12 protein-coding genes, 1 pseudogene and 1 riboswitch are annotated in these 17,967 nt (G+C 44.9%); of the genes and pseudogenes, 10 read left to right on the top strand and 3 right to left on the bottom strand.

All coding sequences use genetic code 11. From position 1 onward, the window contains the following. Positions 1-36: 36 nt before the first annotated feature. Together J5X94_RS08370 and J5X94_RS08365 are read right to left on the bottom strand one after the other, a co-directional pair. On the bottom strand, positions 37-294 hold the full coding sequence (locus J5X94_RS08370) for a YheV family putative metal-binding protein (RefSeq protein WP_010200725.1): 258 nt from the start codon (positions 292-294) through the stop codon (positions 37-39). Further along, complete coding sequence (locus J5X94_RS08365) at positions 295-2,490, bottom strand: M3 family metallopeptidase (RefSeq protein WP_210540933.1); 2,196 nt, start codon at positions 2,488-2,490, stop codon at positions 295-297. A 454-nt stretch (positions 2,491-2,944) separates the two neighbouring features. Here J5X94_RS08365 and J5X94_RS08360 point away from each other — a divergent pair, with 454 nt between their 5' ends. The 10 genes and pseudogenes from J5X94_RS08360 to J5X94_RS08315 all read left to right on the top strand — a co-directional run bounded on the left by J5X94_RS08360 (position 2,945) and on the right by J5X94_RS08315 (position 17,343). After that, on the top strand, positions 2,945-4,057 hold the full coding sequence (locus tag J5X94_RS08360; RefSeq protein WP_210540932.1) for a hypothetical protein: 1,113 nt from the start codon (positions 2,945-2,947) through the stop codon (positions 4,055-4,057). A 587-nt stretch (positions 4,058-4,644) separates the two neighbouring features. Beyond that, a riboswitch (guanidine-I (ykkC/yxkD leader) is annotated at positions 4,645-4,758 on the top strand. 45 nt (positions 4,759-4,803) lie between these two features. After that, a complete protein-coding gene (locus J5X94_RS08355; protein ID WP_210540931.1) occupies positions 4,804-5,568 on the top strand; it encodes an urea amidolyase associated protein UAAP1 in 765 nt (254 codons plus the stop codon). A 186-nt stretch (positions 5,569-5,754) separates the two neighbouring features. Next, positions 5,755-6,456: an urea amidolyase associated protein UAAP2 gene (locus J5X94_RS08350; protein ID WP_210540930.1), complete on the top strand. Its 702-nt coding sequence runs from the start codon at positions 5,755-5,757 to the stop codon at positions 6,454-6,456. A 59-nt stretch (positions 6,457-6,515) separates the two neighbouring features. Further along, positions 6,516-10,118, top strand: a pseudogene (gene uca, locus J5X94_RS08345) (urea carboxylase); the annotation flags it as partial. Positions 10,119-10,266: 148 nt separating this feature from the next. After that, positions 10,267-12,093, top strand: a complete 1,827-nt coding sequence (atzF, locus tag J5X94_RS08340) for an allophanate hydrolase (protein WP_210540928.1) — start codon at positions 10,267-10,269, stop codon at positions 12,091-12,093. A gap of 151 nt (positions 12,094-12,244) precedes the next feature. Further along, a complete protein-coding gene (locus J5X94_RS08335) occupies positions 12,245-13,270 on the top strand; it encodes an ABC transporter substrate-binding protein (RefSeq protein WP_210540927.1) in 1,026 nt (341 codons plus the stop codon). A 72-nt stretch (positions 13,271-13,342) separates the two neighbouring features. After that, positions 13,343-14,284, top strand: a complete 942-nt coding sequence (locus J5X94_RS08330; RefSeq protein ID WP_210540926.1) for an ABC transporter permease — start codon at positions 13,343-13,345, stop codon at positions 14,282-14,284. Positions 14,285-14,299: 15 nt separating this feature from the next. Further along, positions 14,300-15,220, top strand: coding sequence for an ABC transporter ATP-binding protein (locus J5X94_RS08325; RefSeq protein ID WP_210541050.1), 921 nt, complete (start codon positions 14,300-14,302; stop codon positions 15,218-15,220). Between the two features lie 233 nt (positions 15,221-15,453). After that, positions 15,454-16,209, top strand: a complete 756-nt coding sequence (locus J5X94_RS08320; RefSeq protein WP_210540925.1) for an endonuclease/exonuclease/phosphatase family protein — start codon at positions 15,454-15,456, stop codon at positions 16,207-16,209. Positions 16,210-16,347: 138 nt separating this feature from the next. Beyond that, a complete protein-coding gene (locus tag J5X94_RS08315) occupies positions 16,348-17,343 on the top strand; it encodes an NADP-dependent oxidoreductase (protein WP_210540924.1) in 996 nt (331 codons plus the stop codon). Here J5X94_RS08315 and J5X94_RS08310 read toward each other — a convergent pair. After that, a complete protein-coding gene (locus tag J5X94_RS08310; RefSeq protein WP_210540923.1) occupies positions 17,340-17,957 on the bottom strand; it encodes an alpha-ketoglutarate-dependent dioxygenase AlkB family protein in 618 nt (205 codons plus the stop codon). The genes J5X94_RS08315 and J5X94_RS08310 overlap by 4 nt on opposite strands. Between the last annotated feature and the right edge of the window lie 10 nt (positions 17,958-17,967).

The raw sequence follows: 17,967 nt of genomic DNA, 5'->3' as shown, positions 1-17,967 counted from the left end.
TAAGTATCAGTATCAGTATCAGTATTATTTGTTTGCTTAAGTTTTAAACTTTACCGTACCACTGGTGCCTGTCGCCATCGCATCACGAGCGAGTTGGTCTTCCGCATGATTTTTGGCACTGATAGCATCAGGGTCAGGTCGATGTTCTGCATGGCTACATTTAGTACATTCAATATACTCATCAGGCACAGGCGTCGTAATATTTACCTGTACCACCGCGTCCATCGCCTGACATTTGGGACAGCGGACGCCCGCCAAAAATCGGCGCTTTGGGCGTGACGATTGATAACGCATCTAAATAACCTCGCGATTGCTTTTGGCATTGGCGGCATCGATGTTTTTAACATTGCTAAAACCACTGTGACGCAATAAGGCATCAATACTGGCGCTACGACCACGAAAGTTCTCAAAGTTAGTCTTGGCAGGGAAGCTACCGCCAACCGATAAAATACTCTCACGGAAAGCTTTACCGGTCACTGGATTAAAAACACCTTCTTCTTCAAACCTACTAAAAGCATCTGCAGACAATAGCTCTGCCCATTTATACGAGTAATAGCCAGCCGCATAGCCACCTGCAAAGATATGACTAAAACCATTGGCAAAGCGGTTATAGTCAGGCGTTTGCATGATGGCAATGTCGTTACGAACCGTATTTAAGGTTGCCAAGATACCATCATAATCAAGTGCTGGCGTGTGTGAATGAATCAATAAGTCGAACAGTGAGAACTCGATTTGACGCAGGGTTTGCATGCCGCTTTGGAAGTTTTTTACCGCCAGTAAGGCTGCAAGTTTGTCTTTAGGCAAGGGCTCGCCAGTCTCGACATGACTACTAATCAGCGCAATACCCTCAGCATCCCATGCCCAGTTTTCCATAAATTGACTGGGCAGCTCGACTGCATCCCATTCGACGCCATTAACACCCGCGACATCACCGACGGTCACTTGCGTTAAAAGATGATGTAGCCCATGACCAAACTCATGGAACAAGGTCAGTACTTCATCATGAGTTAATAAGCTTGGTTTGCCATCGAGGGCAGGCGTAAAGTTACCAACCATAAAGCAAACCGGTAGCTGCTGATGGTCTTGCTCGTCATAAGTATAACGCGACTGAAAACCACTCATCCAAGCACCGCCACGCTTACCGCTGCGAGCAAATAAATCAAAATAAAAGCCGCCAAGCAAGTTATCTTCAGCATCAAACAATTGATAGAAGCTTACCTCGTTGTGCCAGCGCGATACAGATGTGCTTTCACTATCTGTCTCATTACTACTTTGCTCTTGTACTTTGATACCGTATAAACGCTCAACAATGGCAAATAAGCCGTTAATCACTTTTGGTAACGGGAAATATGGGCGTATCTCTTCTTGCGATAAACTAAATTCGCTTTGTTTTACTTTCTCAGCGATATAAGCACTGTCCCAAGGCTGCACATCATCAATGCCATAATCTTGCGCATATTTTTGCAGTTGCGCTAAATCCTGCTTAGCAGCTGGAGTGGCTTGCGTGGCCAAATCGCGCAAAAAGGTTTCTACTTCTGCCACGTTATCTGCCATTTTAGACGATAGTGAGACTTCTGCGTAATTGTCAAAACCTAATAGAGTGGCTTTTTGCTCACGTAGTTGTAGGATTTGACCCATGATATCAGCGTTATTCAGCGACTCACCTTTGGCATTGGTATGCGTATCAAATTCTGAGGCACGCGTGACATAAGCACGGTACAACGTCTCACGTAGACTGCGGTCGTCAGCATGAGTCATGACCGCAAGGTAAACGGGGATATTCAAACTTGCTACGTAATAAGGGGTCGGCAACGCATCGATATCTGCTTGCGTGAGGGCGCCGCTGGCAAGCTCACGGGCTTTATACTGTTCGCCCGCGTCTGCCAATAGTGCCAAACCACTTTCGGTTAAGCCCGCCAATTGCGCTTGTTTAAGTGGTAAGGCGTAAGCTTGGGTAGCATCCAATATATTGTCTGAGAACGTCGCTGATAAAGTTGAGAGTTCACTTTGAGTCGCAGCGAATTGTTCTTGCTCAGCTTTAGGTAGCGCCACACCTGACATCTCAAAGCTTCTAAGCGCGAGCTCAATGGCACGAGCGCGCGCAGGCTCAAGCGCTGTAAAGAACGCTTTATCATTCACGATAGCTTGATAACGACTAAATAGCGGCTGATGCTGCCCCACACGAGTGCCGTAAGCAGACAGCTTAGGCAGTAGCTCATGATGCACATGACGAATCTCATCATTGCTCATCACGCTATTGAGATGTGACAAAATACCCCAACTGCGATCTAATGCCAGATTGATATGATCAAAATTCATCACATCGCTCAGAGCTTGCTCAGCAGGACTGTGGTTGCTGTCAGTATGGTCTGTCATTGCATCTAAAAAAGCATTGGCATCGTCTATCGCGCTAATGACTTGGCTTTGTAATGCACTTGGTGAAACATTGGCAAAATCGACAAGACGTAAATCTGGAGAAATGGGTGTCATAAAGGTATCCGATATCTGATATTAGTGAATAAATTATTATTGGTTAAATAGGGTTTGGTATAAGTGATTTGCGTGATGTAACACACAGAGTATAAAAGGCTGTCAGTTACTTTTTTATTTTGCGGTCTTATACCTATATTATATAAAAGATGGGTTCATTTAATGAAAATGCAACCTACTCACTGACAATACAGAAAGTAAAGCGACGAGAGGGTCGATATTAAATATGTTTAAATGAGATAAACCTGCCTTTTATAACAACATAGATTGTTCTACTTACAAAGCGCTATCATTTGCTTGCAAATTGACCCTACAGCAAGTGAGGTTTGACTGTTAGCATCAAGGGAATGGAATAAAAATATCAAACCCTATTGATAAACGATTTATAGAAAAAATGACTCATAGAAAAATTAACAACGTTGAAAGTAAATGATAATAAAACAAGGAGCAGTATATGAAAGCGACTCTTAAAAGTTTACGTGAAACTAAAGCCAATCCAGCGGTCAGTATCTTTGTTAAGACACATCGAGCGCATCCAGCCAATGAGCAAGATCCAATCGCTCTAAAAAATCAGCTAAAAGTCGTAGAAGATCGCTTAACCAAAGAATACGACAAGAGTACGTCGACAACTATCTTAGACAAGATTTATGCTAAGACCAGCGAGTTAAACCACAACTATAATCTTGATACCTTAGCCATATTTGCCAGTACTGACGATGTACAAGTGATCCGTATGCCCATCGATACCACAGAGCGGGTTGTGATTTCAGACAGTTTTGCCACTCGTGACCTAGTTCGTGATATGGCAAGTGCCGTTCACTACTATACAGTCGTGCTGACCCGTGATAAGGCTCGCCTGATCGAAGCATCAAATGATCGTGTCATCAGAGAGTTTGATAAAGATGACGATGCACAAAACAATATGGAAAGCATCGCATTCCCTGTCGAAAATAATGGTCTGCATACGACAAGTGACGGTGGCTCTGATCGTTCTGCAAGTAATGAAAGCAGTCATTTAAAAGAATACTTTAACCAAGTCGATAAGAGCGTACAAGAGCTGTGGGGCGAGCATAAAATGCCTCTCGTTATCGTTGGCGATGCGAAAAATATCGGTTACTACAAAGAAGTCTGTGATCGTCCAGAAAACATCATTGCCACGGTATCAAACGCCACCAATCTAGAAGATGGCAGTGCACAGCATATCGTCGATAGTGTACAAGAAGCTGTAGAAGAATATCGTACATCATTACATCATGCTGCTTTGGGCGAGATTGACAAAGCCCGCGGTGCCAATATGTTGCAGACGGATTTACAAGAAGTCTATCGCAGTGCTTTTCAAGGGGCGGGCGAGACCCTTTATGTACGCCGTGGCTATATACAATCTGCCAAAATTGATGAAAAAGCGCAGACTCTAAGTATTGCTAATGATGCTACCGCAGAAGGTGTCACTGATGATGCGATTGGCGAAATCATTGAGCATGTGATTCATAATGGCGGTGAGGCTGTGTTTATGCCGCAAGACATCATGGGTGAAGACCAACCGATTGCTCTAGTGACTCGTTACTGATTCAAGAACACTGGCTATCGATGATGTTCATCGACGAAATTCGCCATTGATAGCATATAGGTATAATATGAGAGCATTGGTTCGATAAGAATCAATGCTTTTTCTTATCCACATTCGTTATGAAAATTAAAATCACTGGTTCGCATTGAACCAGTGATTTTTTTGTCTGCTGATGTTGGCATGATTAAAGATAAATGAGACGCTCATGATTTTTAGATGTTTCAGAATAAGGCAGTATTTATCATTGTGGTGCAGAATGTTCTACTGTGGTGCGCATCTAGTTTTTATGTCAATTAATTTGGATTTAACTTAGATGGTTATCATGCGCCTTGTTGACTCTCAATTTTTAGCATGATGTTAATCTTGCTTATATTTGTTACAACCTATATGTATCAGGCTATAAGTGCACTTAGAAGAGTAGTTCTTTTGAAAAAAACGCGATTGATCTAGCGAAGTTTTTAGAACGCTAATCTTATTTTTAGTGAAAAATAAAAGACAAATGGATAGCGATAGATGATGACTGGCACATCGCTTGCAATGTTAATTGTAAGCGGTTAACTACCGTATATCATTAATCTAAGAGCTAAAAAAATGCCGTCTAGGGTTCCGATATAGTAGAGGAAAGCTTTCTAAAACTATATGACTGGTCCGAGAGATGGCGGTTCGAAAGAACTACACGGAGGGATAAAAGCCCGGGAGACTCTAAGTGATACTAATCACTTAAGCTCATAACTGTGGAGTTTTTTATGTCATCCGTTTCAATCACTACTTCCGATAGTTCGTATTCAGATCGTTTCACCACGCATCTACCAGGTGGCCATCATTGGTGCGGACGTATCAATAAAAATACTGTATTAACACTCAAATCACTGGCAGCCAATGCCAATGCTAGCCTATATGTGGTCAACGCTGATGAGAAGCTTGAACGCTTCAACATGCCAGACAGTCTAAAAGCACAACACACCTTATATTTATCTGAAGGTCACGTACTCTACTCCGATATGGGCCGAGTGCTGGCCTCTATTATCAGCGATGACCATGGCTGGAACGATGCCATTTGTGGCCCTAGCACCGCTGCTATGATCAGCTCACAATATGGCAAAAAAACCTTCCAAGATGCTCGTAACGAGCGCTATCAAAACGGTCTTGACGGACTACTAACAGAGATGTCGAAGTTTGCGCTAAATGAGCGCGACCTTACGGCAACGATAAACCTGTTCTCCAAAGTCACCCCCGATCTACAAGGGCAGCTGTCCTATATCGCTGCTGACAACACCAACCAATCTATCGCCCTACGGTTTGAGATGAATTGCTTAGTATTCATCTGTAATGCCCCGCACCCACTTGATCCATCAGACATCTATGATCCAGCTGATATTGAGCTAACCATTCAGCAGGCAGTACCCATAGTGCCAAAGTCAGAGTCTGATATCTGCCGTGACTCTTGCTCGCAAAACCAACGCGGGTTTGAGAACAATGCACGCTATTTTGGCGACTATACGAACGCCTAACGAAAGGCAGTGTTCGATAGGCGAAAGCAGCTATTAAATGCTTATCAGTTAAGCGGCATTAAATACTAATCAAGTGGTTATCAATTTCTAATTTTTGACTGACAAAACGAGTTCTATAGGCTCATTCACATAACATTTATGCCTATAACGTTTACAACCAGTCATATCAACTAAGAGAGCAGGCTCATGACAACTAACAATGATACTAAAAATAAAGATCAAGCTATTCAAAATCCAGCGCCAACAACTTTAGATTCAATCGATTCCAAGACAATCAAGCTACGTGAGGTTTGTGCTGCTGGAGAGGGATGGATGGCAGAGGTTAAGAAAAACCAGACCTTGCGTATTATAGATACCGAAGGCAATCAAGCGGTCGATACCTTGTTTATAAGCTGTGCAGATACTGCAGAACGTTATAGTGCCACAGATACCTTGGCACAAAATCAAAAGCTGTTTTTAGAGATGGGCAGTCAGCTCTTCACTAATAGAGGGCAAGTCATTGCCACTATCACAGATGACACTTGCGGTCGTCATGATACGTTGGGCGGTGCATGCTCATGTGAGAGTAATACCGTGCGTTATGCTCATGATACTTATCCTATGCATAGCTGCCGAAACAACTTTATGCATACCCTAGCAACGCATTCAGTTGCTCAAAAATATGATCTGAACCTACGTCATGTCGGACCAAATATCAATTTCTTTATGAACGTGCCTATTACGCCTGATGGTAGTTTGGCGTTTGATGATGGCATCTCAGCCCCTGGCAAATACGTCGATATCACTGCACAAATGGACATGATTGTCCTGATATCGAACTGTCCTCAGCTCAACAATCCCTGCAACGGTTATAACCCCACGCCTATTGAGCTGGTGATTTATGAGTAAGTAAGCGATTTTCGAACAAGACGATACTGCCTATTAATGAGAATGCTGAGGAAGTTGTGATGTTTAAAAAAGTATTGATTGCCAATCGCGGTGCTATTGCTTGCCGAATTATACGTACCTTAAAGCAAATGGGTGTCGGCTCAGTCGTTGTCTATACTGATGTGGATAGGGGCTCACTACATGTCAGTCAGGCTGATGAAGCCATCAACATCGGCTCTGGTCCTGCCAGTGATAGCTACCTGAATATGGATAAAGTATTGCAAGCAGCGATTGATTCAGGCGCAGAAGCGATCCATCCTGGTTATGGGTTTTTATCAGAAAACGCGGCATTCTGTGATCGCTGCAGTGATGCTGGAATCGCTTTTATTGGGCCAACCTCTGAGCAGCTGCTGAGCTTTGGGCTCAAGCATACGGCTCGTAAGCTCGCCATTGACAGCCAAGTGCCATTGTTACCCGGTAGCGAACTGCTACAAGATGTGGACGAAGCATTATGTGAGGCCGAGCGTATTGGTTACCCTGTCATGCTAAAAAGCACTGCAGGCGGCGGTGGTATCGGCATGCGTCTGGTGTGGAATGAGGTCGAACTAAAGGATGCTTATGAGTCTGTGCATCATTTGGCACAAAGCAACTTCAGTGATGCTGGGCTATATCTCGAAAAGTTTGTAGAGCATGCTCGCCATATCGAAGTGCAAGTGTTTGGTGACGGGGTAGGTAATATCATCACTTTAGGAGAGCGTGACTGTTCTATCCAGCGTCGTAATCAAAAAGTGATTGAAGAAACACCAGCGCCTTTACTATCAGATACACAAAGACAAAATCTACAAGCGGTGGCGACTAAGTTGATGCAACAAGTCAACTATCGCTCTGCTGGTACTGTCGAGTTTGTGATGGATGTGTCGACGCAAGACTTCTATTTCTTGGAAGTCAACACACGCTTGCAAGTTGAGCATGGTGTCACAGAAGAAATCTATCAAGTGGACCTAGTACGCTGGATGATTGAGCTGGCTGCAGGCGAGTTCGTATTACCAGAGCTACCACTGCACGCGTCAGGACATTCGATTCAGGTGCGTCTGTATGCTGAAGACCCTGTCAAAAGCTTTCAGCCAAGCACGGGGATTTTAACGGATGCCTATTTTGATACAGCAGCTCGCGTTGAGACTTGGATAGAAAAGGGCAGTGAGATATCAGCCTTTTATGACCCGATGCTAGCAAAAATCATTGTCACGGCACCTGACCGCGCGCAAGCGCTGGAGAAAATGAGCCAAAGTTTGGCTGTGTCACGTATGGCAGGTCTTGAAACTAATTTTGAGTATTTGCAGCAGATAGTGGCTTCAGAGACGTTTGATCAGGGCGAGCAGACTACAAGGTTTTTGAACACTTTTACGTGGCTCAGTCAAAAAATTGAAGTGTTGCAGTCGGGCGTACAGACCGCCGTACAAGATGTACTTGGCCGAGAAGGCTACTGGGATGTGGGCGTACCTCCATCAGGTGCGATAGATGGTCTGAGTCTCAATACGGGTAATCAGCTGTTGGGTAATCCATTTAACACTGCAGGTCTTGAGTGCGTGGTTACTGGACCAACCTTATTGTTCCATTGCGACAGTCAGATTGCCATTACTGGCGGTAGCATGGCCTGTACCTTGGATGGTGTAGAGCAGCCGATGTGGCAAACCATTCCTGTGCGTAAAGGTCAAAAACTTATTTGTGGCAATATCACCTCAGGTTGCCGAAGCTATATCGCTATCAAAGGTGGAATAGATGTCCCTGAATATTTGGGTAGCCAAGCGACCTTTAGTTTAGGTCAGTTTGGTGGTCATGCTGGTCGTAACTTACTTATCGGCGACATGCTGCCCGTTGTACAGTGCGATACGTCCATTGCTACTAAAGCCTTACCTGCTGTACAGCAACCAACGTTTGATGGACTATGGCAAATCGCGGTCATGTACGGGCCACATGGCGCGCCAGATTTCTTTACGGACGCTGATGTGACGCAGTTCTTTAAACATGAATGGGACGTCCATCATAACTCTAGCCGTACCGGTATCCGTCTGGTCGGACCCAAACCCGAATGGGCACGTGAAGATGGCGGCGAAGCAGGGCTACACCCATCCAACATCCATGATAATGCCTATGCCGTTGGCGCGATCGACTTCACAGGGGATATGCCGATCATCTTAGGCCCTGATGGGCCAAGCCTCGGTGGCTTTGTCTGCTTGAGCGTCATCGTTGCAGGTGAGCGCTGGAAAATGGGACAGCTCAAGGCAGGTGATCGAGTGCAGTTTATCCCTGTCAGCTACGATCAAGCAGCACAATTACATCAGCGCTACGATGACATGCTACGGGCTGATGACTATTATTTGGTTGATTATGATTTACCCATTCATACAGAAAACGCGACTTTGCAGACAGCTATATTGGACACCTTACCCATCATTGATGACCATCCAAAAGTGGTGTATCGCCCTGCTGGAGACAGCTACATATTGATTGAGTACGGCGAGCAGGTGCTTGATTTGCAATTGCGCTTCCGCGTTCAGGCATTGATGGAGTGGCTACAAGCACAGCACGTCGATGCCATTATCGATATGACGCCAGGTATTCGCTCGTTATTAGTGCATTACCATTCATTAAAATTGCCACAGGCGGCACTACTGGCAATTCTCAAGCAAGCAGAAAGTGCATTGCCCGATATTAAACACATGCAAGTGCCGTCCAGAATTGTTCATCTACCAATGGCATGGGCTGACTCTCAGACCAAGCTAGCAACTGAGAAATATCAGCAACTTGTCTATCCCGACGCACCTTGGTGTCCTGACAATATCGAATTCATCAGACGTATCAATGGCTTGGCCTCTGCCCAAGCGGTCAAAGATATTGTCTATGATGCCAGCTACTTAGTCATGGGACTCGGTGATGTCTATTTGGGTGCGCCTGTTGCCACACCGCTTGATCCAAGACATCGCTTGGTCACCACTAAATACAATCCTGCCAGAACATGGACGCCAGAGAACGCAGTGGGTATCGGCGGCGCTTATATGTGTATTTACGGTATGGAAGGCCCAGGCGGCTATCAGTTTGTCGGTAGGACACTACAAATATGGAATCGCTATCGCTCGCATCCCAGTTTTGAAGCTGAAAAACCATGGTTACTACGATTCTTTGATCAAATTCGTTTTTATGAAGTCAGTGAAGAAGAACTGTTATCGATGCGAACTGCCTTTAAGGCAGGTGAGCTATCGATTGAGGTTGAGGATAGTGTGTTAAACCTCGCTGAGTATTACGAGATGTTGCATGAAAACAAGGACAGTATTCAGACGTTCAAAGATCAGCAACAAGCCAACTTTGATGCAGAGCGACAACGTTGGAAGCAGCAAGGTCTTGACCAGTATGTTGGCGAAGATATTGACGCGGTAGAAGTATCATCAGAAGTTTCTGTACCTGAGGGCGGGGTAGTCGTCAAAGCTCATATGATGGGCAGTGTATGGAAGATTTCTTGCGCGGTAGGTGATGTAGTCGATGAGGGGCAGACCCTAGCAATCATAGAAGCCATGAAAATTGAGATACCAATTGTCTCACCCGTTGCGATGCAGGTCGTGAGTATTGAAATTGAGATTGGTACTACAGTGAAACCCGAGCAGCCTTTATTTGTACTTGCACCCATTACTGCTCGTGAGACAGTGGTGGCAGACGCAGACGCAGACGCAGACGCAGACGCAGACGCAGTCAGCCGATGCTGTACGGACTCATCTAGCCGATAGTGAGATAGCAAAACAACGATAAAAATGGCGAAGAATAATAGAGAGAGCAACTATGCAAAAGAATTGGACGATCAAAGATTGGCAAAGCGCTTATGCCGAAGGAAGTATCCAGCTAAGTGATCTACTGGATTATGTGGCGGGTATTAGCAATGATAATAATGCTTGGATTGAGATTGCGACTCCTGAGCAGCTAACCGCTCAGATTGACAGTATCGCCACGCAAAACTCCCAAGACTTACCGCTATACGGCATACCGTTTGCGGTAAAAGACAACATCGATGTGGCAGGGTTTCATACTACGGCAGGATGTACAGCCCCTTTGTATTTGGCTGACAAAGACGCGCATGTGATTGCCAAGCTCAAATCAGCAGGCGCTATCGTCATCGGAAAAACCAATCTTGACCAATTCGCGACAGGACTGGTAGGGACGCGCTCATCTTATGGGGCAGTGGCCAACAGTTTCAATCCCGACTATATCAGTGGCGGCTCAAGCTCAGGCTCTGCGGTAAGTGTGGCAAATGGCATCGTTCCTTTTGCATTAGGAACGGATACAGCAGGCTCTGGACGTGTGCCTGCGGGTCATAACAATATAGTGGGTTTGAAGCCTACAAAAGGATGGTTCTCCAGTAATGGTCTCATTCCAGCGTGTCGATTACATGATGTGATTTCTATTTTTGCGCTGGGCGTTGATGATGCGTGGCAAGTAGCACAGTTAATGAAAGGCTACGATAAAGAGGATGATTATAGTCGTATCCATCCCGCCACTGCGCCAGTCGCCTTTAGTCTTGGCAAAATCGCTATCCCTGATACTTTAGAGTTCTACGGTGATACCGAGTCAGAGCAGGCTTTTGAGATAGCCATCACGCAGCTAAAGATGATGGGCTACGAGGTCACACCGATAGACTTTACCGTCTTTAACGAGTTAGCAGATGCGCTCTATAACGATAGCTGGGTCAGCGAACGCACCTTTGCCATCGATCAGCTCGTCGAGCGTGACACGCTGTTGCCTGTCACTCGCGAAATCATCAGTCAAGCTGAGAACTACAATGCGGTTGATGCAATGAGTGCTGAGTATTCTCGCGCTGCATTAAGTCGCCGTATTCAACAAACGCTATCTGAATTTGACGCATTAATGGTGCCAACTGCGCCGACTATTTACACCATCGATGCAGTCAATGCTGACCCGTTAACGAAAAATAGCCACATGGGTGCTTATACTAATTTTGTAAATCTAGCGGACTTGTCGGCGTTGGCGTTGCCGAATCTAATCGCTAGAGACGGATTACCGCGCGGTGTGACCTTTATCGCTATGGGCTGGCATGACGAAGCTTTAGCCAACTTTGGGCATCAGTGGCAAACCGCTCTGGATATACCAATGGGAACCTCTAACCATCGTTATCACTCCGACACCTCTCAAACACAAACAGCTCAATTAGATCAACCACAACCGCTTATTCCACTGAGTACCGATGACAGTGATAGTAGTGTGGCGTTAGCAGTAGTTGGTGCGCATCTGAGTGGTATGCCGCTCAATTATCAGCTGACGGATAGAGGTGGTGTGTTGTCCGAACAAACCCAAACGGCAGCAACTTATCAGCTCTTTGCATTGGCAGGATCGACACCTGCCAAACCGGGACTGAAACGCCATGACGAAGGACGCTCTATTGCGGTAGAAGTTTGGCGAATTCCTAGAGCAAGGTTTGGCGAAATCGTCAACGAAGTGCCTACGCCATTAGGCATTGGCAATGTTGAATTGGCAGATGGGCGCTGGGTCAAGAGCTTCATTTGTGAAGAATATGGGTTTGAAGGCGGTACAGATGTGACCGCATTCGGTGGTTGGAAAGCTTATATAGCCAAGCAAACAGAATCGGTTATTTAGATGGCTGCTTAATTAATCAGCATTCAGACTGACTCAGCTGAATGCTGATCCAAAAATAGTAGCGCCAGTAATATTCTCTCTCGTGGTATTGCAAACAATAATCAATGGACATTCCCATAATGGGCTTGTCTTTATTCAAGGAGCAAGACTCATGAATCGACGCTTATTTACTTTTGCGGTTCTCTCAAGCTTTATGCTATTTGGTTGTGACAACACGGCCACCGTGTCAGTACCCGAAGGGGAAGCGGCACCAGAAAAAGCCACTGCCTCAAATGATGAACCGATTTCTATCGGTTACAGTGATTGGCCTGGCTGGGTAGCGTGGCAAATTGCGATTGATAAAGGCTGGTTTGATGAAGCTGGCGTGAATGTTGAGTTTAAGTGGTTTGATTACTCTGCCTCGTTATCTGCTTTTGCATCAAAACAGTTGGATGCTATCTCTGTGACCAACGGTGACAATCTAGTCAACGCTGCGAGTGGTAGTGAAGGCATCATTATTTTGGTCAATGACTACTCAGCAGGTAATGATCAGATCATCGCTAAACCTTCGGTCACCAGCATAGCGGATCTAAAAGGCAAATCAATCGGTGTCGAAAAGGGCTTGGTAGATCATTTGCTGCTCAATAGCGCGCTGGCTGACAATGGGTTGACAGAGGCTGATGTAACACTGGTGAATGCCACCACAAACGAGCTACCTCAAGTCTTCACAAATGACAGTATTGACGCCGTCTCCATCTGGCAGCCCAATGCCAATCAAGCACTAAAAAATGTACCAAGTGCAAAGGCTATCTATACCTCAGCGGATAAGCCCGGTCTGATTTATGACACGTTAGCCGTCAGTCCCGCCAGTCTCTCTGCGCACAAGGCAGAGTACGCCAAGATCATTCAGGTGTGGGGCAAGGTCGTCAACTATATCAATGATCCAGCGACTAGAGATGATGCGATTAGCATTATGTCTAACAAGGTCAATGTCCCTGCTGATCAATATAGTGCTTTCTTGAATGGGACGAAATTAATGAGTCTGGAAGACAATAAAAAGATTTTTGCGAAGTCTGATGAGCTGAGCTCTATTTATGGGTCTAGCTATCACGTCAACCAGTTCAATATTGATAATCAAATTTATGATCAAACGCTTGATATAGATAAATTGATCTATCCTGATTTGATTAATCAGTAAGGATAGTTGTAGTTTTGTCTATTACAAAGGCAGTGGTTTTTGAGTCTTTATCATCGTTTTAGAGGGTAGTCTATGAGTCATATCAATACATATCTCACCAAGAAAACCACGCTTGGGCTCAATGTACTCTCATTTTTGATTCCAATCTTAATATGGTGTGCGGTCAGCTATCTGCCTTTCATTTGGCATCCGCAGGTTGAGATTACCGATGCTGGCGCAAGTAGCTATCTACAAGAGGGCAGCCGCATTGATAAAGAGGTATTTTATCGAGAAGCACAGGATGCGATGGCCTCTGATGCAGTACCTCCGCAAGGAAAGCTGGTCAACCCTGTCTACTTGCCAGCACCTGATGAGGTAGCCACAGCGATGGTTACTGCATTTGCCACCCCGCCTGCGCAAGCGGATGCTCCTTGGTTACATGAGAGTCTTTGGCAAAGTGTACGCACGGTATTTATCGCTTTTTTTATCTCATCTATTTTCGGTATACCACTAGGTCTGCTGTGCGGGTTTTCTCAAAAAATCGCACAAATCACTCAGCCTTTCGTAGAGTTCTTTCGCTATCTACCAGCGCCAGCATTTGGACCCTTAGCCGTGGCGGTGCTTGGTATCTACGATGGACCAAAAATTGCCATCATCGTGATTGGGACTTTGTTTCAACAGATTCTAATCATTGCAAATACTACGCGTACTATGGATCTTGGTCTTATTGAGGCAGGTTACACGCTAGGCACAACCAAACTCAAAAGTTTCTTTTATGTACTGCTTCCTGCGGTGTTGCCCGATGTCTATCGAGACTTACGTGTCCTACTCGGCTGGGCATGGACGTATTTGATTGTCGCTGAACTGATCGGGACGACCTCAGGCATCACATGGTTTATTGTGCAACAAGCCCGTTACCAGCATTTTGATAACGTCTATGCAGGTATTCTTCTTATTGGGTTTATCGGTTTAGGTACAGATATCTTGTTGTACCAGCTCGGTAAAAAACTCTTCAAATGGAAAGCGAGTATTTAAATGATGACTAATGATATGACCTCTTCCGTCCCTACAAACAGTGCTCGCACTACCCATAGCGGCACCACTGACGATTATTTCAAAGCGCTCTATCAGCGAGATGTGGTGCTGCAAGTTGATCAACTGACACAGTCGTTTGATCAAGGCGGTAGCCAAAAAGTAATATTGAAAGATGTCAGCCTAAAAATCTATGAGCGTGAGTTTGTATGTGTGATCGGTCCTTCTGGTTGCGGTAAATCAACATTGGGGCGTATCGTTGCAGGATTAGATACTTATCCCAGCGGAGAGGTAATCGTTGATAAAGAAAAAGTCAAAGGTCCAAGCGCCAGTCGTGGCATGGTTTTTCAAGGCTATACGTTATTTCCTTGGAAGACGGTTAAAGAAAATGTCATGTTTGGTCCTATCATGGGCGGCCGCAGCAAGTCGAGTGCAGAGCGTAGCGCTCGTGAGTGGCTTGATGTGGTTGGACTGACCAAGTACGAAAACCACTATCCGCATCAACTGTCTGGCGGTATGAAGCAGCGTGTTGCGATTGCGCGAGCGCTGGTCAATGAGCCAAAAGTATTGATCATGGATGAGCCTTTTGGCGCACTTGATCCTTATACGCGTCAAAAAATGCAGAAGCATTTGCTAGATTTATGGCGCAATATTGACATTACTATCGTATTTATTACGCATGATATGGATGAGGCAGTATTACTGTCAGATCGTATTGTTGTACTCAAGGCAAATCCAGGTGAGGTACAAGAGATTATTGAAGTGCCGCTCGCACGGCCTCGTTCTCCTGATATTGTGACAGACAGTCATTTTTTACAACTAAAAGCACGTATCAATAATATCGTACACAATCCACAGCCTGTCATTGATCCTGCATTGATAGATATGCCAGATATCCCACGTATGACGCCTTTGGACAAAAACAAATCAGCAACATAGCTATTTATCTCAAATTATAAAATACATTCCCTAATCATAACTTTCTACCACCACAATCGTTGCTAGCTATAAGGCGCATCGGTTGTGCATAACTGTATTTGATTATAAAGTATATGACTCATATACCAGTCTCGCTTAGCAATACTACTACGAGTTATCTCTGATTAACTGCTGCTGATAAATACGACTGCTGTTATACTCAGTAGCGTATTCATCTGCTTATCGATCCTTTTATGACTACCACCTCTTTTGTTTTAACCAGCTACAATATTCACAAAGGTATGTCACCACTAAACCGCCAAGTGAAAATGCAGGGTATTGCTCAAGCGCTAGAAGCTGTGGGTGCAGATATATTATGCTTACAAGAAGTGCAGGGTCAAAACCTCAAACGTAACATGCAATATAACGAATATCCTGATCAGTCACAACATGAATGGTTTGGCGAGTTTTTAGATCTAGAAAACAGCTATGGTAAAAATTCAGAGTACGAGAATGGTCATCATGGCAATGCAGTATTGAGCCGATTCCCGTTAGATCCAAAACACAATGTCAATATTACGGTCAATAAGCTTGAGCAGCGCGGGGTCTTGCACTGTGAAGTGCAACCTATCGGTTGGGAGCAGCCTGTCGTTGTATTGTGTGCGCATCTCAATTTGTTTGAGCGTGATCGTATCAAGCAGTATCAAGCGATTAGCGACTACGTGCGCCATGAGATTGCACCTGATCAGCCGCTTATATTGGCAGGCGATTTCAATGACTGGAAAAAGATGTCTTGTGACAAGCTCGCGACCGAGCTGGGTATGATAGAAGCCTTTAAACACTGCCATGGCAAGCTAATGCCGACGTTTCCAGCAAAACTGCCAGTACTCAGCCTAGATCGTATCTATGTGCGTAACTTGATAGTCAAAGATGCGTGGGTACACACTGGTAAGCCTTGGTCGTCGCTATCAGATCATCTACCGATTAGCGCAGAGTTGGCATTGCCATAAAGCAGCGCTACCGTACCAAAAAAATAATGAGAAAGGCTCTATAAAAAAGCTTCTATAAAAAAAGCTCGATTACATAAAGTACTAGTCAACAAATGGGTATAAAATAAATCGTGCGATAATATATAAGGATATATAACGATGTCTAATAATCAAATACCAATCACTCAACAGGCCGTACTTATTCGTGAGTTTGGCGAACCTGACGTTATGAATTATGAGGATAGTGTTGCTGTTCCTACTTTGGCGGATGAGCAAGTCTTAGTAAAAGTAGCCTACGCAGGCATTAACCCCGTTGATTACAAAACCCGTCAAGGCAAAGGGTGGGGCGCTGATAATATTCGTAAAGATAAATTTGATCATGATCAGCCAGCGATTTTAGGCTTTGATATGTCAGGAGTGGTAGTCAGTAGCAATAACGAACAGTTTGCTATTGGTGATAAAGTCGCCGCCTTGACTTTCAATGGTGGCTGCTATGCTGAGTATGTGGCAGTCGATGCCAAATTGCTCGCCAAAGTGCCAGAGTCAGTCACATTAGAGCAAGCAGGTGCGCTGCCTTGTATCGGACAAACGGCGCTACAATTTGTAGAGTTTGCTGATATCAAAAAAGGTGAGCATGTCGTCATAAATGCACCAGCAGGCGGCGTCGGTCATTTATTGATTCAATTGCTCATGAATAAAGTGTCGCAAGATAACATTAAGGTGACGGTAATTTGTTCGCCAGAAAAATATGCCAAGCTCGATGCATTAATAGATAAATCTAAGCTGGCAGGTTGGATTGATTATACCAAGGATGAGGAATTTCCTGAGCTGCAAGCGGATGTGCTGCTAGATTTGGTCGGCGGTGATGCAGGTATACGAGCGATTAGCGTGATCAAGCCTGAAGGTCATGTCTATGTATTACCCACTATTTGGGTAGATAAGCTCAAAGAGGCGGGTAGTCAAAAGAACTTAAATGTGGCTGGTTATAAAGCGCAGCGTAGTGGGCAAGATATGGCAAGAGTGTTAGAACAAGTGGGCACTGGTAAGCTCAAATTACAGATTCAGCAGACGTATCCGTTATCTGAAGCCGTGGCAGCACACCGCGAGCTACAAAAAGGCGATACCTTTGGTAAGATTGTTCTAAAGGCAGACTAATCGGGCAGCATCTGCCGAAACGTGAGACTAATGCGTCCAGTGTTGACAGTTTTAGTCTTGGTGATAGTGTGTTTCCAGTAGGCTTGTGTATCGCCATGCATGACAATAAGCTGACCAGACTCAAGATAAAGCTCGACTTTATCTTGAGTTTTTTTATGCTTAAAGACAAATTTGCGCGTGGCACCGAGCGATAGGGCAGCGATAATTGGCTGATAGCCTAACTCTTTCTCGTCATCTGCATGATAGCCCATGCCATCGCTACCTGAGGGGTAATAATTCAACAGACAAGAGTTAAAGTTAGCGACAATGCCAATATTTGCTAGTTGTTGTTCGACATACTGTCTCATGTGAAACACTGTCTCTGACCATGGGATACTTTGGCGGGCGTGTCCAGAGTAGTGATAGCTGCTATTGTTTCCACCCATCCAAACGATTTGACGCGTGGTGACATGGGTCTTGCCAAACAAAGTAACGATGTCAGCATGCCAAGGCAGTTCGCTTAATAAGAGGTCGTAAAGCTCATGGCTATTCTCGACAACGATGCCCAGATCATTGAGTATCCCTTCATAAGGCAATAGGTTATCTACAGGACTAGGGGCGAATAAATCAGTCATAAGCTAAAAT

Source organism: Psychrobacter sp. K31L (assembly GCF_017942195.1).
Lineage (GTDB): Bacteria > Pseudomonadota > Gammaproteobacteria > Pseudomonadales > Moraxellaceae > Psychrobacter > Psychrobacter glaciei.
Note: the sequence above shows the minus strand (reverse complement) of the source record. Positions and strands in the feature narration are given on the sequence as shown.